Source organism: Noviherbaspirillum pedocola, assembly GCF_016632335.1.
GTDB lineage: Bacteria > Pseudomonadota > Gammaproteobacteria > Burkholderiales > Burkholderiaceae_D > Noviherbaspirillum_A > Noviherbaspirillum_A pedocola.
In genome coordinates this window covers 125,420-146,070 of the sequence record NZ_JAEPBG010000001.1, presented here as the reverse complement: position 1 = coordinate 146,070, position 20,651 = coordinate 125,420, and the positions used below count along the sequence as shown (strand labels likewise).

The 20,651-nt window shown below is 64.0% G+C and carries 15 protein-coding genes; 10 read left to right on the top strand and 5 right to left on the bottom strand.

Translation table 11 applies throughout. The annotated features are described in order from the left end of the window. Nucleotides 1-2: 2 nt before the first annotated feature. The 4 genes from JJB74_RS00675 to JJB74_RS00660 are packed head-to-tail and all read left to right on the top strand — an operon-like array spanning nt 3 to nt 5,637. On the top strand, nt 3-1,544 hold the full coding sequence (locus JJB74_RS00675; protein WP_200589645.1) for an efflux transporter outer membrane subunit: 1,542 nt from the start codon (nt 3-5) through the stop codon (nt 1,542-1,544). Beyond that, nucleotides 1,541-2,794 carry an EmrA/EmrK family multidrug efflux transporter periplasmic adaptor subunit gene (locus JJB74_RS00670; RefSeq protein ID WP_200589643.1) on the top strand — a complete coding sequence of 418 codons (1,254 nt, stop codon included), beginning with the start codon at nt 1,541-1,543 and terminating at the stop codon, nt 2,792-2,794. Before JJB74_RS00675 ends, JJB74_RS00670 begins: the two co-directional genes overlap by 4 nt. Nucleotides 2,795-2,796: 2 nt before the next feature. Beyond that, complete coding sequence (locus JJB74_RS00665; protein ID WP_200589640.1) at nt 2,797-4,356, top strand: DHA2 family efflux MFS transporter permease subunit; 1,560 nt, start codon at nt 2,797-2,799, stop codon at nt 4,354-4,356. A 57-nt stretch (nt 4,357-4,413) separates the two neighbouring features. Beyond that, nucleotides 4,414-5,637, top strand: coding sequence for an acetate and sugar kinases/Hsc70/actin family protein (locus tag JJB74_RS00660; protein WP_200589637.1), 1,224 nt, complete (start codon nt 4,414-4,416; stop codon nt 5,635-5,637). Nucleotides 5,638-5,883: 246 nt separating this feature from the next. On the opposite strand, the gene JJB74_RS00655 is transcribed toward JJB74_RS00660, so the two are convergent. From JJB74_RS00655 to JJB74_RS00645, 3 genes are all read right to left on the bottom strand, one after another. Beyond that, nucleotides 5,884-8,133, bottom strand: coding sequence for an arginine/lysine/ornithine decarboxylase (locus JJB74_RS00655; protein ID WP_200589634.1), 2,250 nt, complete (start codon nt 8,131-8,133; stop codon nt 5,884-5,886). Nucleotides 8,134-8,384: 251 nt separating this feature from the next. Beyond that, nucleotides 8,385-8,957 carry a DUF4337 domain-containing protein gene (locus tag JJB74_RS00650; RefSeq protein WP_200589631.1) on the bottom strand — a complete coding sequence of 191 codons (573 nt, stop codon included), beginning with the start codon at nt 8,955-8,957 and terminating at the stop codon, nt 8,385-8,387. 31 nt (nt 8,958-8,988) lie between these two features. Beyond that, nucleotides 8,989-9,483, bottom strand: a complete 495-nt coding sequence (locus JJB74_RS00645; RefSeq protein WP_200589628.1) for a dihydrofolate reductase — start codon at nt 9,481-9,483, stop codon at nt 8,989-8,991. 221 nt (nt 9,484-9,704) lie between these two features. Between JJB74_RS00645 and JJB74_RS00640 the strand changes: the two genes are divergently transcribed. From JJB74_RS00640 to JJB74_RS00625, 4 genes are all read left to right on the top strand, one after another. Continuing rightward, the gene (locus tag JJB74_RS00640; protein WP_200589626.1) at nt 9,705-11,834 is read left to right on the top strand and encodes a putative bifunctional diguanylate cyclase/phosphodiesterase; all 2,130 of its coding nucleotides are present in this window, start codon (nt 9,705-9,707) and stop codon (nt 11,832-11,834) included. 351 nt (nt 11,835-12,185) lie between these two features. Next, nucleotides 12,186-12,518, top strand: coding sequence for a hypothetical protein (locus JJB74_RS00635; protein ID WP_200589623.1), 333 nt, complete (start codon nt 12,186-12,188; stop codon nt 12,516-12,518). A gap of 42 nt (nt 12,519-12,560) precedes the next feature. Beyond that, complete coding sequence (gene oxlT, locus JJB74_RS00630) at nt 12,561-13,868, top strand: oxalate/formate MFS antiporter (protein ID WP_200589620.1); 1,308 nt, start codon at nt 12,561-12,563, stop codon at nt 13,866-13,868. 70 nt (nt 13,869-13,938) lie between these two features. After that, complete coding sequence (locus JJB74_RS00625; RefSeq protein ID WP_200589617.1) at nt 13,939-14,409, top strand: IS1 family transposase; 471 nt, start codon at nt 13,939-13,941, stop codon at nt 14,407-14,409. Nucleotides 14,410-14,619: 210 nt separating this feature from the next. Here the strand turns inward: JJB74_RS00625 and JJB74_RS00620 are convergent, their stop codons facing one another. Beyond that, nucleotides 14,620-16,821 (bottom strand): YgiQ family radical SAM protein, encoded by a 2,202-nt coding sequence (locus JJB74_RS00620; RefSeq protein ID WP_200589614.1) that lies wholly within the window; start codon nt 16,819-16,821, stop codon nt 14,620-14,622. A 391-nt stretch (nt 16,822-17,212) separates the two neighbouring features. After that, nucleotides 17,213-17,545: a hypothetical protein gene (locus tag JJB74_RS00615; RefSeq protein ID WP_200589611.1), complete on the bottom strand. Its 333-nt coding sequence runs from the start codon at nt 17,543-17,545 to the stop codon at nt 17,213-17,215. Between JJB74_RS00615 and JJB74_RS00610 the strand changes: the two genes are divergently transcribed. Next, nucleotides 17,532-18,173 carry a hypothetical protein gene (locus JJB74_RS00610; RefSeq protein WP_200589608.1) on the top strand — a complete coding sequence of 214 codons (642 nt, stop codon included), beginning with the start codon at nt 17,532-17,534 and terminating at the stop codon, nt 18,171-18,173. The genes JJB74_RS00615 and JJB74_RS00610 overlap by 14 nt on opposite strands. Before the next feature lie 226 nt (nt 18,174-18,399). Then, nucleotides 18,400-20,415 carry an acetoacetate--CoA ligase gene (locus JJB74_RS00605; RefSeq protein ID WP_200589605.1) on the top strand — a complete coding sequence of 672 codons (2,016 nt, stop codon included), beginning with the start codon at nt 18,400-18,402 and terminating at the stop codon, nt 20,413-20,415. The last annotated feature ends 236 nt before the right edge of the window (nt 20,416-20,651 follow it).

Sequence of the window (20,651 nt, the reverse complement as noted above, 5' to 3'; positions counted from 1 at the left end):
CCATGACATCACTTCCCCTTTCACAAGGCGCCGGCACGCCACGCATCAAGGCCACGATCGCGGCCGTCGGCATGACGCTGCTGCTCAGTTCCTGCGCCAGTTTTCATGGCATAGGCACCGACGCCAAGATCCGCCATAGCGCCGACTACGCCGCCGCGCAAACGTTGCCCGGACAGGGCGGAGAATGGCCGAGCGCAGACTGGGCCGCGCAGATCGGCGGCGCGCCGTTGCAGGCACTGGTCGATGAAGCGCTGGCCGACAATCCGAACCTGCAGGCGGCCGCGGCGCGCGTGGCCGCGGCGCGGGCAGCGGCGGAAAACGCGCGCGCCAGCCTGTACCCCACGGTTGGCGGACAAGCCTCCGCCACCCGCAACCGCTTCAGCGAGCACGGCCTGTATCCACCGCCGTATGGCGGCGGCTGGTACACCGACAGCCTCGTGGGCCTGAACTTCGCGTATGAACTCGACTTCTGGGGCAAGCACGAGGACGAGCTGCAAGCAGCCTTGTCCCAGGGCAGGGCGGCGCAGGCTGAGCAGTACAGCGCGCGCCTGATGCTGGCGGTCTCGATCACGCGCACCTGGCTGCAGCTCGGACGCCAGGCTTCGCAGCTGGAGCTGACCCAGCGCCAGATTGCGCTGCGCGAACGCCTCGGCAAGCTCAATGAACTGCGCTTCAAGGCCGGGCTCGATACCCAGAGCGAAAACGAAGCCACGCGCCAACAGGTGGCCAGCCTGCGCGCCGAAGCCGCGCAATGGCAGGAAGCCATCGCGCTGTCGCGTAACCAGCTTGCCGCGCTTTTGGGCAAAGGCCCGGACCGCGGCCTGTCAATCCCCGTTCCCACGCTGCCGGCCGATGCCGATACCGCGCTGCCAAACGCGCTGCCGCTGGAATTGCTGGGCCGTCGGCCCGACATCGTCGCTTCGCGCTGGCGCGTCGAAGCCGCGAGCAGCGAGATCGCCAGCGCGCGCGCCGACTTTTATCCGAATGTGAATCTCACCGCCTTCGCCGGCCTGTCCTCGCTCGATCCGAGCCGATTGCTGACCATAGCCAGCCGGCAGATCGGCATCGGCCCGGCGCTGAAATTGCCGATCTTCGCGGGCGGCCGCCTGCGCGCGCAATTGAAGGGCCGCGTGGCCGGCTATGAAAATGCGGTTGCGACCTACAACCAGAGCCTGGCCGATGCACTGCGCGACGTTGCCGACGCGGTGCAATCGCTGCGCGCCGCGCAAACCCAGGGCGAGCAGCAGCGCGCCGCGACCCAGGCCGCGGCAAATGCGCTCAAGCTGGCGCGCGACCGGGAACGCGCCGGCACCTCGAACATGCTGCCGGTGCTGGCCAACGAAATGTCGCTGCTGTCGCAGCAGAAGGTCGAACTCGACAACCGCGCCCGCCGCGCCGATCTGCACGTGGCGCTGATCCGCGCGCTCGGCGGCGGCTTCGATGCCGCGGCCGCCGGTATCGCGCCGGACGCGCAGCAGAACGCCGTCGGCCAGCAAAGGCCGCAGGCACAACCGAATAACTCCAACACGAAAAACGCATCATGAACGCAACCGCACCCGCAAGCGCACCGGCCACGCCGCCGAAGAAGAATGGCCGGCGCCGTTCCTTTCTGATCGCCTTCACTTTGATCCTGCTGATCGTCGGCGTCGGCTACGGCATCTACTGGTTCGTCTTCGCCCGCCATTATGAAAACACCGACGACGCTTATGTCTCGGGCAACGTGGTCCAGGTCACGCCGCAGGTCGGCGGCACCGTCATCGCCATCCATGCTGACGATACCGAGCGCGTGCAGGCCGGCCAGCCTTTGATCGAGCTCGATCCGTCCGACGCCAAGGTCGCCTTGAACCAGGCCGAAGCGCAGCTGGCCGGCGCGGTGCGCGAAGTGCGCACCCTGTTCGTCAACAATGGCGCGCTCAATGCCAACATCGCGCTGCGCAGCACGGACCTGGAGCGCGCGCAGCAGGACTTGAAGCGACGCCAGTCGCTGGCCGGCACCGGTGCCGTATCGGCCGAGGAAATCCAGCATGCACGCGATGCGGTCAAGGCCGCCGAAGCGGCGCTGCAGGCCGCGCGCGAACAGCTCGCCTCGAACCAGGCGCTGACCTCGTCGACCTCGGTGTCGCAGCATCCGAACGTGCTGCGCGCGGCCACGCAGGTGCGCGCCGCTTACCTGGCGCTGTCGCGCACCAAGCTGCCGGCGCCCATCACCGGCTATGTCGCGCGGCGCTCGGTGCAGGTCGGCCAGCGCGTCGCGCCCGGCACGCCGCTCCTGTCCATCGTGCCGCTCAATGCCTTGTGGGTCGATGCCAACTTCAAGGAAGTGCAGCTGGCCAAGATGCGCATGGACCAGCCGGTGACGCTGCATTCGGACCTGTACGGCAGCGACGTCACCTTCCACGGCAAGGTCGTCGGTCTGTCGGCCGGCACCGGCGCAGCCTTCGCGCTCCTGCCTACGCAGAACGCCAGCGGCAACTGGATCAAGGTGGTGCAGCGCGTGCCGGTGCGCATCAGCCTGGACCCGAAGGAACTCGAGGCGCATCCGTTGCGCGTGGGCCTGTCGATGGATGTGAAGGTCGACATCGCCAACACCGAAGGCACCTCGCTGTCCGGCACCACCGCCGCGCGCACCGCGCCGGCCTATGAAACCCGCGTGTTCGAAGAAGCCGACCGCGAAGCCGATGCGCTGATCTCGCGCATCATCAACCAGAACGCCGGCAAGGCTGACAACGGCGCCAATGCCGCCAATCCTTCCGGTGCCGCCGGCAATGTCGGCGCCAAGCCGGCGAAAGGCTGACGATGGCTGCATCGCCCCCGCGCGCCGCGCATCCGCCGCTGTCCGGCACGCCACAGGTGCTGGGCACCATCGCGCTGTCGTTGGCGGTGTTCATGAACGTGCTCGACTCTTCGATCGCCAACGTATCGATTCCGGCGATCTCGGGCGACATGGGCGTGTCGCCGCAGCAGGGCACCTGGGTCATCACCTCGTTCGCGGTGTCCAATGCGATCTCGGTGCCGCTCACGGGCTGGCTGACGATGCGCTTCGGCCAGGTCCGGCTGTTCATCGCCTCGATCCTGCTGTTCGTGATCTCGTCCTTCCTGTGCGGCATCGCGCCCAGCATCGAGGTCCTGATCGCGGCAAGGGTGCTGCAGGGCGCGGTGGCCGGGCCGATGATTCCGCTGTCGCAATCGCTGCTGCTGGCGAGTTATCCGCCGGCCAAGAGCGGCATGGCGCTGTCGTTCTGGGGCATGACCACGCTGGTCGCGCCGATCATGGGGCCCTTGCTCGGCGGCTGGATCTCGGACAACTACACCTGGCCGTGGATCTTCTTCATCAATCTGCCGGTCGGCATCCTCGCGGCCTGGGCCACCTGGTCGATCTACAAGGAACGTGAATCGCAGGTGGTGGTACGGCCGATCGACAAGGTCGGACTGGGCCTGCTCGTGGTCTGGGTCGGCTGCCTGCAGCTGATGCTCGACAAGGGCAAGGAACTGGACTGGTTCAACTCGGCGGAAGTCGTGGCGCTGGCCGCGATCGCCTTCGTCGGCTTCGTCTACTTCGTGATCTGGGAATTGACCGACGAGCATCCGGTGGTGGATCTGTCCCTGTTCAAGGGCCGCAATTTCAGCGGCGGCGTCATTGCGATCTCGGTGGCTTATGGCCTGTTCTTCGGCAGCCTGGTGATCCTGCCGCTGTGGCTGCAGACCACGATCGGCTATACCGCCACCGAGGCCGGCAAGGTGATGGCGCCGGTGGGCATCCTGGCCATCATGCTGTCGCCGGTGGTGGGCCGCATCCTGCCGAAGGTGGATGCGCGCATCGTCGCCTCGATGGCCTTCACCATCTTCGCCATCGTGTTCTTCATGCGCTCGGGCTTCACGCCGGACGTGGATACGCGCACGCTGATGATCCCGACCATCATCCAGGGCGCGGCGATGGCAATGTTCTTCATCCCGCTGACCTCGATCATCCTGTCGGGCCAGCCGCCGGAACGGATACCCGCCGCGGCCGGCCTGTCGAATTTCGTGCGCATCATGTTCGGCGGCATGGGCACCTCGATCATCTCGACACTGTGGGAAAACCGCAGCACGCTGCATCATGCGCAACTGGTCGAGCACGCGGTGCCGGGCCAGAACCCGGCATTCGACGCGGCTACGCAGAGCCTGATGGCGCAGGGCTTGCCGCAGCAGGGCAGCTGGGCCGTGATCGAGCGCACGCTGCAGATCCAGGCCAACACCCTGGGCGCGACCGACATCTTCTACATGTCGGCCATCCTGTTCCTGCTGCTGATCGGGCTGGTGTGGATGACCAAGCCATCGAAGTCCAAGGCGCCGGTGGATGCGGGCGGGGCGCACTGAGCGCTGCCCTCGCTTCACGCATGGTGGATTCATGACTGCTGCGTTATGCTCGCGGCCATGAATCCACGCCCACTCCTGAACCACGCCTTCCTTTCCCTGCTGCTATGCCTGGCCGGCTGCGCCGGACTTCAGTCGGCGTCTTCCTACCTCACCGTTATCGACGTCGGCAGCAGCGGCTCGCGCGCGCACCTGTATCGGGTGGCGCGCGACCACGAGCGACCGCGGGTGGAAGACGTCGCCGAATTCACCATCGACAAGCTGCCCGCGCTGGCGAGCTTCGGCGCGCAGCCGGCAGCGGCCGGGCCGCAGGGCATGCAGCCGCTGCTTGCGCGCCTCGGCGACTATCTCGATGCGCATGCGATTGCACGGGACTCAGTGCGCGTCGACGTGCTGGCCACCGCCGGCATGCGCCTGCTGGCCGAAGCCGATCCGCACGCCGAGCGCGCAGTGTATGCCAGCGTGCGCGAGACCATCGCCCGCGACGGCTACGCGCCGGGCCGCGCGGCCACGATCTCCGGCGCCGACGAAGGCCGCTATGCCTGGGTCGATGTGAATTACCTGAATCGCGCCTTCGATACGCCCGGGCCGACGACCGGCATCATCGAGGTCGGCGGTGCATCGGCGCAGGTGGCTTATGCAACGAATAACGAGCATCACGCCGGCGTGGAAACGCTCACCATCGGTGGCATGCGCCATGCGGTGCTGAGCGTGAGCTTTCTCGGGCTGGGGCAGAACGAAGCGCGCCGCGCAATGATCGCGGCATCGGGCACGACGATGAATCCCTGCTATCCGAACAATGACAATGGCGCAGCGCCCGTCGCGTTCGATGCGGATATCGGCAAGCCTGCGGTGACAATTGCCTCCGGCGCCTACAATGCCGCCGACTGCGCCGGCCTGTACCGCCGGGTAATCGCGCCCTTCGATATCGGCGCCAATGCGAAGGCGTCGGACTTTGAGACGGCGCGCTTCATCGGCTTGTCGTCGATCTTTCATGCGCTGAGCGAATGGGACGGCCTGGATCGTCCCGAGACATTGGGCCAGCGCGTTGATGAGTCATGCAGTGGCGAGAACGCCTGGAGCATGAAGGTCGTGCCGCTGCAGAAGGAAACCTCGAAATACGCGCAGAACGCCTGCGCCAACGGCACTTACATCGATGCGCTGCTCTTCGACGGCAAGACAGGACTGGGACTCGATGGCGTGAAACTGCACAGCGTGAAGCGGATCAACGGGATGGCGCCGACGTGGACGCGCGGGTATGCGGTGCTGGAGGCGGGGGGGTGATACCTATTTGCAGCGCATGCTTAGACTTGCGCCGGACTGCGCTCAGAATCGCCTGGTAACGCGAACTATCCTTCAGCGACAAGCCAAAAATGCAGGGGTTCGTAGGGTGGGCGCAGCCCACGCGGGTACCGACGTGTAGCCGAGCGCGTGGGCTGCGCCCACCCTGCACGGGCTTTGCCGCATCATCGACGTGATGTGGAAGAAGTCCCGCCATGCATCGCGCCGCATGACGGGTGACATCCCGATCTACTTCACGCAATCCACAAAATACCCGCGCTTGCCATCCACCTCGCGCGTGACCAGCCCGTGCACATCGGTCTCGAAGCCCGGGAAGCGCTCGTTGAAGTCGCGCGCGAATTTCAGGTAATCGACGATGGTCTTGTTGAAGCGCTCGCCCGGAATCAGCAGCGGAATGCCGGGCGGGTAGGGCGTCAGCAGGATCGAGGTGACGCGGCCTTCGAGTTCATCGATGGGCACGCGCTCGATCTCGCGGTGCGCCATCTTCGCGAACGCATCCGAAGGCTTCATCGCTGGCTGCATGTCCGACAGGTACATCTCGGTGGTCAGGCGCGCCACGTCGTAGAGCTTGTAGAAGTCGTGGATGTTCTGGCAGAGGTCGCGCAGGCCGATACGCTCGTAACGCGGATTGGCCTGCGCGAACTCGGGCAGGATGCGCCACATCGGCTGGTTCTTGTCGTAGTCGTCCTTGAACTGCTGCAGCGCGGTCAACAGCGTGTTCCAGCGGCCCTTGGTGATGCCGATGGTGAACATGATGAAGAACGAGTACAGGCCCGCCTTCTCGACGATGACGCCATGCTCGGCCAGGTACTTGGTGACGATGGAGGCCGGGATGCCGCTCTCGCCGAACTGGCCGTCCAGGGCCAGGCCCGGCGTGACGATGGTGGCCTTGATCGGGTCGAGCATGTTGAAGCCGGGCGCGACATTGCCGAAGCCATGCCAGTCGTCCTCGGCGCGGATCATCCAGTCCTCGCGCGAGCCGATGCCGTTCTCGCCGAACTCGCTCGGGCCCCAGACCTGGAACCACCAGTCCTGGCCCCATTCCTGGTCGACCTTCTTCATCGCGCGGCGGAAGTCCAGCGCTTCCAGGATGCTTTCCTCGACCAGCGCGGTGCCGCCCGGCGGCTCCATCATCGCCGCAGCGACGTCGCAGGATGCAATGATCGCGTACTGCGGCGACGTCGAGGTATGCATCAGATAGGCTTCGTTGAAGGCATCCTGATCCAGCTTCACCTTCTCGGATTCGGACACCAGGATCTGTGAAGCCTGCGACAGGCCCGCCAGCAGCTTGTGCGTGGACTGCGTCGAAAAGATCATCGATTCCTTCGCGCGCGGCCGTTCCTTGCCGATCGCATGCATGTTGCGATAGAACTCGTGGAAGGTCGCATGCGGCAGCCAGGCTTCATCGAAATGCAGCGTGTCGATTTCGCCGTCGAGCATGCTCTTCAGAGTTTCGACGTTGTAGACCACGCCATCGTAGGTCGACTGCGTGATGGTCAGGATGCGCGGCTTCTTGTTCTTCGCTTCGCGCGCGAACGGATTCGCCTCGATCTTCTTCATGATGTTTTCCATCTTGAATTCCTCGAGCGGAATCGGGCCGATGATGCCGAGGTGATTGCGCGTGGGCATCAGGAACACCGGGATCGCGCCGGTCATGATGATCGAGTGCAGGATCGACTTGTGGCAGTTGCGGTCGACCACGACGATGTCGCCGGGTCCCACGGTGGAGTGCCAGACCATCTTGTTCGAGGTCGACGTGCCATTGGTCACGAAGTAGCAGTGGTCGGCATTGAAGATGCGCGCGGCATTGCGCTCGGAAGCGGCCACCGGGCCGGTATGGTCGAGCAGCTGGCCGAGTTCCTCGACCGCATTGCACACGTCGGCGCGTAGCATGTTCTCGCCGAAGAACTGGTGGAACATCTGCCCGATCGGCGACTTCAGGAACGCCACGCCGCCGGAATGGCCGGGGCAGTGCCAGGAATACGAGCCGTCCTGCGCGTAATGCACCAGCGCGCGGAAGAAGGGCGGCGACAGGCCGTCGAGATAGGACTTGGCTTCGCGGATGATGTGGCGCGCCACGAATTCCGGCGTGTCCTCGAACATGTGGATGAAGCCGTGCAGTTCGCGCAGCACATCGTTGGGAATGTGGCGCGAGGTGCGGGTCTCGCCGTACAGGTAGATCGGGATGTCGGCATTCTTGTGCCGGATTTCCTCGACGAAGGCGCGCAGCGACTTCAGCGCCGTGGCGGTTTCTTCATCCGAGCCGCCGCCGAATTCCTCGTCATCGATGGACAGGATGAAGGCCGACGCGCGCGACTGCTGCTGCGCGAACTGCGACAGATCGCCGTAGCTGGTGACGCCGACGACTTCCATGCCTTCCTGTTCGAGGGCATTGGCCAGCGCGCGGATGCCGAGGCCGGAAGTGTTTTCGGAGCGGAAGTCCTCGTCGATGATGACGATGGGGAAACGGAATTTCATGGGTTCTCCAGGAGCGCGTGAGGCTCATGCAGGATGAGGAAGGGCGGGGTGCGTGACGATGGCAAGCGCCCGCGGCTTCTTCGACTCCCTGCAAGCTTGCGGTCGCGCCGGCGCATGGTGCCGGCGCGCGAAAGCGGGATTTTCGCAGATATGGCGCAGGCGCGTGACCGTTTATGCGCATCGCTTGCTCGCAGCGGCATCGCGGCTGCCATCAAGGCAGGCATCGGCTCGATGCTGGCGCGAATCTGCCGTCAGAACAGGTGCAGCCAGGCGCTCGCGCCGAGCAGGATGCCGACCGCGGCCGCGCCATACGAGGCCAGCTGCAGCCAGCGCCGGCGCGTCAGCAGCGTGATTGCCGACAGCGAGATCGCGATCTGCTCGACCGTTCCCGCCAGCGCCCAGCGGTGATGCTCGTGTATCACATGGGCGGCTTTTTCATCGAATTCACGCGATTCGGCTTCAAGCTTTTCGGCATCCTTGCGGATGTCTTCCTTCTCGTTCTTGTAGCGCTGCACCTCGGCGGCATAGCGGTCGCGGTCCGCGCCGGGCAGCGACATCGCCAGCTCGGCCAGATTCTGCTTGTTCGACTTGGCCTGGTAGTAATTCCACTGGTTTGATGCCGCGGTCTTCCTGATCGCGGCATCGTTCTTGAACATCGCGGCATCGTTCTGCGTCGCGCCGCCCATGTAGCCAAAGCCGGCGCCGACCGTTGCCAGAACCGCGGTCAGCACTGCGATGCGGCTCGCGAACGGGTCGTTGCCGTGGGCCGCATGCTCGACCGCGTGGTCGTGCGGGCCATGCACATGAAATCCGCCTTCGGACATTGTTTTATCTCCCTGGTGATTGAATACGGTTTCAGTCCTTGCTGCGCCGGTAATCCACGATCGCGTAGTCGAGTCCGCTGGCAGCCGAGTGATGCGGCTCGCGCGCGGCAGCCTGCCAGACGGCGGCGTCGATCACGGGGAAAAAGGTGTCGCAAGCGAAGCGCGCGTCGATCTCGGTGACGACCATGCGCGAGGCCTGCGGCAAGGCCAGCTGAAAGACTTGCGCGCCGCCGATGACGAAGGCTTCTTCGTCGCCGGCCAGCGCCAGGGCGGCTTCCAGCGATGTCACCGCTTCCACGCCTTCGCGCCGCCATGTCGCGTCGCGGGTGATGACCACATTGCGCCGGTTCGGCAGCGGCCGGCCGATCGAGTCGAAGGTCTTGCGGCCCATGATGATCGTGTGCCCGGAAGTCAGCCGCTTGAAATGCGCGAGGTCTTCGGGCAGATGCCAGGGCAGGCGGTTTTCCACGCCGATGCCGCGTTCTCGGTCCATCGCGACCACCAGGGTGATGCGGGTATTGGCCATCGTTTCCTGCCTTCGACAAAAGGCGCAATCTTAAACCAAAGATCGGTGTGACCGGTGCAATTGTCGGTGTCATCGGCAGCAGTGGCCCTTTGCGCATGGGAACTTCCCGCAAGGATATCGATCGACAGGTTTCCTCTTATGACAACAACACGACCTGATACGCGCCAGTTCCGGTGAAACATTGCGCAAGCGGCCCGGTCGTATGCTTTTGCCCATCTCCCATGGATTCTCTCTTGAAGCGGCTACCCGAGCCGACCTTGCAGCAAGTCGTGCTGCTGGTCGACGACCAGACGGAAAACCTCGACAGTCTGGCCGAAGCGCTGGAAGACGGCGCGCTGACCATCCTCAAGGCGGCCTCGGGCGAAGCCGCGCTTGAATTGCTGATGGAGCACGAGGTTGCGCTGGCACTGGTCGACGTAGTCATGCCCGACATGGATGGCTACGACCTGGTGCAATGGATGCGCGGCAATTCGCGCACCCGCAATGTGCCGGTGCTGCTGCTTACCGCGGGGGAATCGGATCTCGACTCGGTGCGGCGCGGCTATGAGGCCGGCGCCATCGACTATCTGACCAAGCCGGTATCCGCTTCCATCCTGAAGAGCAAGGTCGATGTGCTGCTGGAACTGGACCGCAACAAGCAGCGGCTGCAGCAGGCCTGCGCCCGCATCGACAATACCAAGGCGTATTACGAATCGATGCTCAATGCCGCCGGCGAAGGCATGATCGGCATCGACCGCTGTGGCCGCATCCGTTTCGCCAATCCGGCGGCGCGCACCATGCTCGGCGTGTCCGCCGATGCGTTGAAGAGCGCTGACTACAGCCTGTTTTATCCCGACTCCGGCGTTGCGGAAGCAGCATGGGAAGACACGCCATTCTTTCATACGCTGCGCATGGGCGAGGACAGCCGCTTCGACGAAGCGGTGTTCAAGCGTGCCGATGGCGAGCTGTTCCCGGTGTCGATGTGCGTTTCCGCGCTTGGCGGCAATGGCGAAGGCGTGGTCGTGGTGTTCCAGGACATCTCGGCGCGCAAGGCGCTGGAAGAGCAGGTGCGGCGCTCGGCCGAAACCGACAATCTTACCGGCCTGAATAACCGTTTCGGCTTCAAGACCGCGCTGAAGATGGCGGTGGAGCGCGCGCGCCGGCGCGGCAACAGCATGGCGCTGATGTTCGTCGACCTCGATCATTTCAAGCGCATCAACGACACTCTCGGGCACACGGTCGGCGACCATTTGCTTTCCGAGGTCGCGCAGCGCTTGCGCCTGTGCGTGCGCGGCTATGACGTGGTTGCGCGCACCGGCGGCGATGAATTCGCGGTGGTGCTCGATGAGCTCGACGACTCGGCCAGCGCTGCGCAAGTCGCGCGCAAGATACTCGACGCGCTGCGCCAGCCGATAGAGCTCGACGGCGGCATGCGCATGGTCGTTGGCGCGAGCATCGGCATCGCCTGCTATCCGGAGTGCAGCGATGATATCGATCTGCTGATGCAGGCGGCCGGGGTCGCGGTCTATCAGGCCAAGCGCGACGGCCGCAATCTGTTCCATTTCTATGTGCCCGAGATGAATGCCCGCGCGCGCCAGCGGCTGATGCTCGAGCAGGCGCTGCGCGGTGCGATGGCGGGTGACGAGTTCGCGTTGCACTATCAGCCGCAGGTGGATATCGCCAATGGTCAGGTGGTCGGCTTTGAAGCCTTGCTACGCTGGAATCATGACGATATGGGCCAGGTGGCGCCAAGCACCTTCGTGCCGTTGCTCGAGGAGACCGGCCTCATCATCCCGGCCGGGCAGTGGGTGTTCTCGACCGGCTGCCGGCAGCGCCACGACTGGGATGGCATGCTGCCCGAGCAATGCTCGCTGTCGGTCAACCTGTCGCCGCGCCAGTTCATCGACAAGAACCTGGTGCCGCAGATACGGCAGGTGCTCGAGGCGAATGCGCTGCCGCCTTACCAGCTCGAGATCGAACTGACCGAATCCATGCTCATGGCCGACACCGAGCACACGCGCTCGGTGCTGCGCGCACTCAAGGATCTCGGGCTGAAGGTGTCCGTTGATGACTTCGGCACCGGCTATTCCTCGCTGGCATATCTGAAGCAGTTCGCACTGGATGCGCTGAAGATCGACAAGCAATTCATCGACAGCCTGACCTGCTCGCAAAAGGACGCGGCAATCGCGCGCTCCATCATTCAGCTTGCGCACAACCTCGATCTGCAAGTGGTGGCTGAAGGCGTGGAGACCGCGTCCCAGGTGGAAACATTGCGCCATCTCGGCTGCGACGTGGTGCAGGGCTTTTACTTCGGCAAGCCGGTGCCAGCCTCCGAGGTCATACGATTGCCTCACGAAATGGCGCTGCACTAAGCTCTGACATTCGCAGGCTTGCCTGTTACGGCATCGCTGTGCCTTCCCTGAGTTTTTCCCAAGCTGCTCCATGCGCTTGCGGCAGACTGCAGCCTTGCCGGCATGAGTGCATGCGCTTGCAGCAGACCGTCGCCGCAAATTCTCTTGCTGTACGCGTTTGGTGTTGGCTCTGCCGTTGCGGACTTCGCGCTCGCCCTGAGCATGCCGTAGCAAAATGCTACGTGTCCATGAATCTACCAACACGAAACGCAAGCGTGCACATTACCGCCTTGACAGGCATGTTGTCTGAAAATTGACCCCGGTCAATTACAGGGGTATCCCCCCACTCCTATCTTCCTGCACATGCAGCGAATGCCCTCAATCGACTTTGCTCCCCGTTGGGTCCTTGTCATCTTTTTCCTGAGTCTGTGTGAGGCGATCGGCCTGGCAATTTACTTCCATGCCGATATCACTGACCCGGAAACCGCAAGCATGCAGCCCGCCTATCTGGAGGCTCAAGGCGACGACACCATGATGGCTGTCGGCTCCAATTGCAGCGTGGACAAGCCCGGCGTGGCGAAGGGAAATTGCAGGCAGGAAGCGCATGAAATCATGCAAGCGAGAAAACGCCAAGAACAAGACCGACCCACCCGGCACGTTGAAAGCAGGCATCCGCAACCAGTGCAAACCTCGCATCACGGCTAGCACTCAAGCGGAATCGGATATCAATTCAAGGAGACAGGCATCATGACAGCAGCAACTTCCGCGGCCGGGGCACGTGTGCCCAACCGCTGGCTACAACTCATCATCGGCATCCTGTGCATGGCGCTGGTGGCGAACCTGCAATACGCATGGACGCTCTTCGTCAGCCCCATGGAAGCCAAGAACCACTGGGGCCTTCCGGCCATCCAGTTGGCCTTCTCGATCTTCATCGTGGTTGAAACCTGGCTCGTGCCTATCGAAGGCTGGGCTGTCGACAAGTTTGGCCCGCGTCCGGTGGTGGCATTCGGCGCCATCATGGCCGGTATCGGCTGGGTGATGAACTCCTACGCCGCGAACCTGGAAGTGTTGTATGCAGCCGCCGTGATCTCCGGCATCGGCGCCGGTTGCGTCTACGGCACCTGCGTGGGCAATGCGCTGAAATGGTTTCCGGACAAGCGCGGCCTGGCTGCCGGCCTGACCGCCGCCGGTTTCGGCGCCGGCGCTGCCGTGACCGTGATCCCCATCGGCAACATGATCCAGTCCTCGGGTTATGAGCATGCCTTCCTGTTCTTCGGCATCGCCCAGGGCGCGATCATCTTCATCCTGGCCATGTTCCTGCTGCGTCCGGTGGTTCCGACCGGTGTGAGGCCCGCTGCCAAGGTTGTTGCCACCAAGGCCAACTACACCCCGGGCCAGATGCTCAAGACCCCGGTGTTCTGGCTGACCTATGTGCTGTTCGTCGCCGTTGCCGCAGGCGGCCTGATGGCTACCGCGCAGATCGGCCCGATCGCCAAGGACTACGGCATCGCCAAGATGCCGATCACGATGCTCGGCATGACCCTGCCGCTGCTGACCATGACGCTGTCCATCGACAACCTGTGCAACGGCTTCACCCGTCCGCTGTGCGGCTTCATCTCGGACCGCATCGGTCGCGAGAACGTGATGATGATCGTGTTCGTCGGCGAAGGCCTGTCGATGCTGGGCCTGATGAAGTGGGGCCATGACCCGATGCTGTTCATGACCTTCGCTGCGCTGACCTTCCTGTTCTGGGGCGAAATCTTCTCGATCTTCCCGGCCATCGTTGCCGACACCTTCGGCGTGAAGAATGCCGCTGGCAATGCCGGCACGATGTACACCGCCAAGGGCACGGCCGCGCTGCTGGTGCCGCTGGCCTCGCTGCTGGCCAAGGGTGGCAACTGGGATCGCGTGTTCATCGTCGGCGCGATCATCACGATCGCCGCAGGCATCGCCGCGCGCTTCATCCTGGCGCCGATGCGCCGCCGCCTGATCGAGCATTCGAACGGTCTGGTTGAGAAGGAAGAACGCATGAACGCCAGGGAATACGCGGCATAAGCGAAATCCCTCTGTTCGAGGATGCCTGCGCAAGCCGGCATCCTTTTTTGTTTTGATGGATGGAAAAGTGATGGCAGACGGCGGGAAGGACATGGCGAAGCAGCCTTCCTCCATGGAATCGGCGCAAGCAGTGCAGGGCAGGGAATGTCCGCACTGCAGCAGCAACAGTGTGCAAGGCTGGGGTTCGGCGCACGGTTTGCCGCGCTATCGCTGCAATACGTGCAAGCGCACCTTCAATCCGCTCACGGGCACCAGCCTTGCGCGCCTGCGCAACAAGGACAAGTGGTTCCTGTTCCTGCGCACGCTGACCCAGCAGAAGAGCATCCGCAAGAGCGCCGAGATCTGCGGCATCGACAATTCCACCGCGCTGCGCTGGCGCCAGCGCTTTTCAGCCTGCACTGACGCGGAAAAGCGCTCGATCATGATGGCGCTGGTGGAAAGCTTTCCCGAAACCCTGCAGGGCTGGCAGGAGTCGGCGCTGCAGATGACGCCCGAGTGGGCAGGGGAATTGCTGTTGACCTTGATTTGCTGGCTGGGGTGAGGCGACTTCGAACTCAGCGTAGGTTGGGCTGACGAAGGAAGCCCAACATGCTTGCGGCCCGCAGTGCCCGACGTTGGGCTTGGCAGCCCAACCTACGAAGGTTCAACATGCTCGCGGTCCGCAGGCCTTCGATGTTGGCGCGTAGGTTGGGCTGCAAACCCAACATGCTTGCGGCCCGCGGACGACCGATGTTGGGCTTTGCAGCCCAACCTACGCCCGTCGTCCCTTCCCAGCCGGCTTGCCCGTTGCCGGCTTGCGCTGCACCGCCGCGCCCGGCCTGGGCTTGTTCTGGCCGAAGCGGCGCGCCAACACATCCGGTCCCGGCGTTTCGCGACGGCGTTCGCGCGCCTGCGCACCGGGCGCCGGATCGCCGCGTGGCACCAGGTGCTGCGGACCATTGCCAATCAGATCGGCGCGACCCATGCGCCGCAGGCCTTCGCGCAACAGCTCCCAGTTCTCCGGATCGTGATAACGCAGGAAGGCCTTGTGCAGCTTGCGGACCTTGCCGGCGCGCACCGTCTCCACCACTTCGGACGTGTCGGTGACCTTGTGCAAGGGATTCTTGCGGGTGTGGTACATCGCGGTGGCCAGGGCCATCGGCGTGGGCAGGAAGGTCTGCACCTGGTCCAGGCGGAAATCGTTCTGCTTCAGCCACAGCGCCAGGCTCAGCATGTCTTCATCGGTCGTGCCCGGATGCGCGGCGATGAAGTAGGGGATCAGGTATTGCGCCTTGCCCGCTTCCCGCGAATAGCGCTCGAACATCTCCTTGAATTCGTAATACGCACCCATGCCCGGCTTCATCATCTTCGACAGCGGGCCGGTTTCTGAATGCTCCGGCGCGATCTTCAACAGGCCGCCGACATGGTGGGTCACCAGTTCCTTCACATACTCGGGCGAACGCACCGCGAGGTCGTAGCGCAGGCCCGAGCTGACCAGGATCTTCTTGATGCCGGGAATCGCGCGCGCCTTGCGGTAGAGCTGGATCAGCTTGGAATGGTCGGTGCCGAGATTGCTGCAGATGGTCGGATACACGCAGGACAGCCGACGGCAGGACTCTTCGATGTTCTTGTCCTTGCAGGCCAGGCGATACATGTTGGCGGTCGGGCCGCCCAGGTCGGAGATGGTGCCGGTGAAGCCTTTGGTCTTGTCGCGGATCAGTTCAATCTCGCGCAGGATCGACGGCTCCGAGCGGCTTTGAATGATGCGTCCCTCATGCTCCGTGATGGAGCAGAAGGTGCAGCCGCCGAAACAGCCGCGCATGATGTTGACCGAGAAGCGGATCATTTCCCAGGCCGGGATGCGGGCCTTGCCATAACGCGGATGCGGCGCGCGCGCATAGGGCATGTCGTAGACGAAATCCATCTCGTCCATGGCCAGCGGCAGCGGCGGCGGGTTGAGCCACACATCGCGCTCGCCATGCTGCTGCACCAGCGCGCGCGCATTGCCGGGGTTCGATTCGAGATGGAAGACGCGCGATGCATGCGCATACATCACCGCGTCGTCCTTCACCTGCTCGAACGAAGGCAGGCGCACCACGCTCCTGGCGCGGATTTCCTTCTGCAGCGCGGCGCGTTCCTCACGCGTCATCAGCTTCACCGGCTGCTCGGCGGCGGGTGCTTCATTCGTCTTGCAGGACGCATCATCCTTGGACTTCATTTCATAAGGGTCGGGATGCGGCTCGACGCGCCCCGGCGTATCGACGCGCGTGGAATTGACTTCGCTCCAGTCGGCTTCCGGCTTCCAGCCATGCGGCGCCATGAAGGCGGTGCCGCGCAGATCGCGTATCGAAGCGATGCTTTCGCCCGCGGCCACGCGATGCGTCAGCGCAATCAGCGCGCGCTCGGCATTGCCGAAGATCAGGATGTCGGCCTTGGAATCCGGCAGCACCGAGCGCTTGACCTTGTCGGACCAGTAATCGTAATGCGCGATGCGGCGCAGGCTGGCTTCGATGCTGCCGATCACCACGCCCACGCCCGGATACGCTTCGCGGGCGCGCTGCGCATACACCACCACCGCGCGGTCGGGGCGGCGGTTCGGCTCGCCATTCGGCGTGTACGCGTCCTCGGAGCGGATCTTCCGGTCCGAGGTGTAGCGGTTGATCATCGAGTCCATGTTGCCCGCGGTGATGCCGAAGTAGAGATTCGGCTTGCCCAGCGCGCGGAAGTCGTCGGCGGACTGCCAGTCGGGCTGGGTGATGATGCCCACGCGGAAGCCCTGCGCTTCGAGCAGGCGGCCGACCAAAGCCATGCCGAAGCTCGGATGGTCGATGTAGGCGTCGCCGGTGACCAGGATCACGTCGCAGCTGTCCCAGCCAAGCTTGTCCATCTCCGCGCGCGAGGTCGGCAGGAAGGGCGCCGGCTTGAGGTCGGGACGATGGCGCGGATAGGAACGGATGTTTTTCGGGGCTTCCATGGGAGCGGGGCTGTGTCCTTGAGTGATCACGGGATGATCGGTAATGACAAAAGCGCATGCGGCAGGAACGGCATGCGCAATGAGGCAGGAATCGGGGAAGGCGCAAGTATGCCAGCTTTGGCAAAGCGCTGCTCGGGTTCCGGTGTGCGTGTCGCTTCGTAGGTTGGGCTGGCAAGCCCAACATCGGGCGCCCGCGGGCCGCAAGCATGTTGGGCCTTCGTAGGTTGGGCTGGCAAGCCCAACATCTGGCACCCGCGGACTGCAGGCATGTTGGGCTTTTCAGCCCAACCTACGCATCCGCACATTGCGGCTACGCGGCAAAAAACAAGCGAGCCCGCGGCACACGAAGGTGCGGCGGGCCCGTTGCGCTGACGAGGGCGCAATCAGCGCATCAGTCGCGGCGCATCAGCTTGGCGAGGACATAGCCGGCGGCGGCGGCAATGGCCAGCGCCGTCATCGGCTTCTCGCGCACCCGCACACGGGTGTCGGACACCACCTGGTCCTGCATGTCGCGCCATTGCGAAGCCTTGTCGGACATCATGCTGCCGGCACGGCTGCCCATGTCGGAAAGCTTGTTGACCGCGCTTTGCGCCTGCTGCGTCAGCTGGTCCACCGCCGGACGGGCGGCTGCCGCGGCGCGATCGAGGTTGTCCTTGATTACGCTGCTGGCCTTGTCGACGCCCTGGCTAACGCTTTGACGGGTCTGGTCGATGCGCTGGTCCATCGAAGCGCCGGAGCCGCCGGAAGCGTTCGAACCGGAGGAGCCGGAAGCGCCCGAGCCGGACGAACCGCTGGAGCCGGACGAACCCGTCGAACCGCTGGAGCCGGTGGAGCCGGAGGAGCTTGAAGCGCCGGTGGAACCCGACGAGCCGGAAGCGCCCGTCGAGGAACCGCTGCTGCCGGAGCCGCTGGTGCCCGAAGAACCCGTGCCGGAAGTGGCGCTCGGTGAAGTGGTGGAGCCGCTCGTGCCGGAAGAGCCGGTGGAGCCGGTGGAACCCGTGGATCCGCTGGAACCGGTCGCGCCCTTGGACGCAGTCGAATTCGTGCCCAGCGTGCCGGCGCCGCCCATGGAGCCGCCGGTGGCGGAGCTTGCGGTGGTCGAATTGCCTGTCGAAGAGGCGCTGCCGGTGCTCGGGCTGCCCGCGGTCTTGCCGGATGCGGAGCCGCCAGTCGCCGACCCTGTCGTCGAACCCGTGGAGCCCGTGGTCTTGGCAGCATTGTCACTGTCGTGTTTCGTTGTATCCACCATGATGCTTTCCTTTGCAGAGTCGAAGATTGAACATCCGGCCAGGCGGATGCGGGGTAATAACCGGCAAGCCATCAACGCCTGCCAACGATTATCAACACGATAAGACAATTGCCTTAACGATTCGGTTCGCTGGCGAACACAGCCGTAGCGCTTGCGATGCATTCCGGAAGTGTCACCAGTATCATTTCTGTAGCGATAGGCATTGCGTGCGCTTAAGAGCGCCTTACAAAACGCTCCGGCCCGGGCGCGGCACCGCTGGCATGACCGATTCATAGGGCGCGGGGTTTCGGGTAACCTGTCGAGCACAATCACAACAGGAGACATTCCCGATGCATGCCGAGCCAACCCCGAAACCGCTCTGGATACCGTCCGATACGCGCCTTGCCCAAAGCCACCTGAGCGATTACCTGCAATGGCTGGAGCGCGAAAAGAAGTTTCGCTTCGATGATTACGACGCGCTGTGGCAATGGTCGGTCGCGCATGTCGAGGCGTTCTGGGAATCGATCTGGCAATATTTCGGGCTGCGCTCCTCCACCCCCTATACGCAGGTGCTGGACGCGCACCGCATGCCCGGTGCGCGCTGGTTCGAAGGTGCGCGCCTGAACTTCGCCGAGCAGGCCTTCCGCTTCCATACCGAAGGCGCCGACGCCGAGCGGCCGGCCATCATCGCGCGCTCGGAATTGCGCGGCCGCATCGAATTGTCCTGGCGCGAATTCCGGCGCCAGGTTACGGCCTTGGCCAACAGCCTTCGCGCGCTCGGCATCGGACCGGGCGACCGGGTCGTGGCCTATCTGCCGAACATTCCCGAGACCGCGGTTGCTTTCTATGCCTGCGCCAGCATCGGCGCGATCTGGTCGAGCTGCTCGCCGGACATGGGCCATGCCAGCGTGCTCGACCGCTTCCGCCAGATCGATCCGAAGCTGCTGTTTGCCGTCGACGGCTACCGCTACGGCGGCCGCGACTTCGATCGCACCGACGTGGTCCGCACGATGCGCGAGTCGCTGCCGACTCTTGCGCATACGGTGCTCCTGCCGTATCTGAACACCGACGCAGCGCTCGACGGCGCGCTGCGCTGGGAGGCGCTGTTCACCCATCCGGCCGCGCAGCAGGGCGAGATCCGCTTCGAGCAATTGCCCTTCGATCATCCGCTATGGATTCTGTATTCATCCGGCACCACCGGCATGCCCAAGCCCATCGTGCACGGCCATGGCGGCGCGCTGATCGAAAGCGTGAAGGGCCATGCGCTGCATCTCGACCTCGGTCCGGACGACCGCTTCCTGTGGTTTTCCACCACCGGCTGGATCATGTGGAATTCGCAGGTCACGGGCCTGCTGGTGGGCGCGACCATCTGCATCTACGACGGCAATCCGGGCTATCCGGATCTTTCCACGCTGTGGCGCATCGCCGGCGAAGAAGGGTTGACCTTCTTTGGCGCCGGCTCGGCTTATTTCGCCAACTGCATGAAGGCCGGCATCGAGCCGGCGCAGATCGCCGACCTGTCGGCATTGAAAAGCGTCGGCGCAACCGGATCGCCCCTGTCCATCGAAGGCTACGAATGGATCTACAACCATGTGAAGCGCGACGTGATGCTCGCGGCCATCAGCGGCGGCACCGACATCGCCGCGTCCTTCGTCGGCGCCTGCCCGATCCTGCCGCTGTATGCCGGCGAGATGCAGGCGCGCGGCCTGGGCATCGCGGTGTATGCACTTGATGACGCGGGCAAGCCGCTCGAGGATGCAGTCGGTGAACTGGTGGTAACCGAGCCGATGCCGTCGATGCCGCTGTACTTCTGGAACGACGCCGGCAACCGCCGCTACCTGGAAAGCTATTTCGACACCTATCCCGGCCTGTGGCGGCATGGCGACTGGCTGCGCATCACGCCGCGCGGCGGCGCGATTATCTACGGCCGCTCGGACACCACGATCAACCGCCACGGCATCCGCATGGGCACCGCCGAGATCTACCGCGTGGTGGAAGACTTTCCCGAGGTGGTCGACAGCCTGGTGGTGGACCTCGAGTACCTGGGCAAGCCCTCGTGGATGCCGCTGTTCGTGGTGCTGCGTTCGGGCATGACGCTCGATGAAGATTTGCAGCAGCGTTTGCGCGAGCGCATCCGTTCGGCGCTGTCGGCGCGCCATGTGCCGGATGCGATCTTTCAGGTCGACGCGGTGCCGCGCACGCTGACCGGCAAGAAGATGGAGCTGCCGGTGAAGCGGCTGCTGCTCGGCATGCCGATCGAACAGGTTGCCAACCGTGATGCGATGGCCAATCCCGAGAGCATGGCGTATTTCGTTGAGCTGGCGCGCAGCAGGAATGCGCAGCTTGCGGCTCAGGCCTCGGGCTGAGCATCGATTCCGGGTGTTTGCCTGGGGTAGTAATCCGAAGAGCGTGAATACGCTCAACACTAAAGGAATAGCGGCGCTCGCCGCATTCCTGCCGGAGCTTCAGGCTCCGGCCATTCCTTTCACTCCTGTCGTCATACCCGCCAAGCATCTTCGCACTGCGCTCTGAGCCGCAGTCCATGGTTGCTACGCAACAATCCGCGCCATCAATTTTTGGAAAAGCGTTTTGCGTAATGGAA

Excerpts from the sequence above, each read along its gene's own strand:
- JJB74_RS00635 (WP_200589623.1), top strand. The coding sequence starts at position 12,186 with ATGCCCTCAATCGACTTTGCTCCCCGTTGGGTCCTTGTCATCTTTTTC.
- JJB74_RS00640 (WP_200589626.1), top strand. The coding sequence starts at position 9,705 with ATGGATTCTCTCTTGAAGCGGCTACCCGAGCCGACCTTGCAGCAAGTC.
- oxlT (WP_200589620.1), top strand. The coding sequence starts at position 12,561 with ATGACAGCAGCAACTTCCGCGGCCGGGGCACGTGTGCCCAACCGCTGG.
- JJB74_RS00650 (WP_200589631.1), bottom strand. The coding sequence starts at position 8,957 with ATGTCCGAAGGCGGATTTCATGTGCATGGCCCGCACGACCACGCGGTC.
- JJB74_RS00615 (WP_200589611.1), bottom strand. The coding sequence starts at position 17,545 with ATGGACCAGCGCATCGACCAGACCCGTCAAAGCGTTAGCCAGGGCGTC.
- JJB74_RS00660 (WP_200589637.1), top strand. The coding sequence starts at position 4,414 with ATGAATCCACGCCCACTCCTGAACCACGCCTTCCTTTCCCTGCTGCTA.
- JJB74_RS00620 (WP_200589614.1), bottom strand. The coding sequence starts at position 16,821 with ATGGAAGCCCCGAAAAACATCCGTTCCTATCCGCGCCATCGTCCCGAC.
- JJB74_RS00670 (WP_200589643.1), top strand. The coding sequence starts at position 1,541 with ATGAACGCAACCGCACCCGCAAGCGCACCGGCCACGCCGCCGAAGAAG.
- JJB74_RS00665 (WP_200589640.1), top strand. The coding sequence starts at position 2,797 with ATGGCTGCATCGCCCCCGCGCGCCGCGCATCCGCCGCTGTCCGGCACG.
- JJB74_RS00625 (WP_200589617.1), top strand. The coding sequence starts at position 13,939 with ATGGCAGACGGCGGGAAGGACATGGCGAAGCAGCCTTCCTCCATGGAA.
- JJB74_RS00605 (WP_200589605.1), top strand. The coding sequence starts at position 18,400 with ATGCATGCCGAGCCAACCCCGAAACCGCTCTGGATACCGTCCGATACG.
- JJB74_RS00675 (WP_200589645.1), top strand. The coding sequence starts at position 3 with ATGACATCACTTCCCCTTTCACAAGGCGCCGGCACGCCACGCATCAAG.
- JJB74_RS00610 (WP_200589608.1), top strand. The coding sequence starts at position 17,532 with ATGCGCTGGTCCATCGAAGCGCCGGAGCCGCCGGAAGCGTTCGAACCG.
- JJB74_RS00645 (WP_200589628.1), bottom strand. The coding sequence starts at position 9,483 with ATGGCCAATACCCGCATCACCCTGGTGGTCGCGATGGACCGAGAACGC.
- JJB74_RS00655 (WP_200589634.1), bottom strand. The coding sequence starts at position 8,133 with ATGAAATTCCGTTTCCCCATCGTCATCATCGACGAGGACTTCCGCTCC.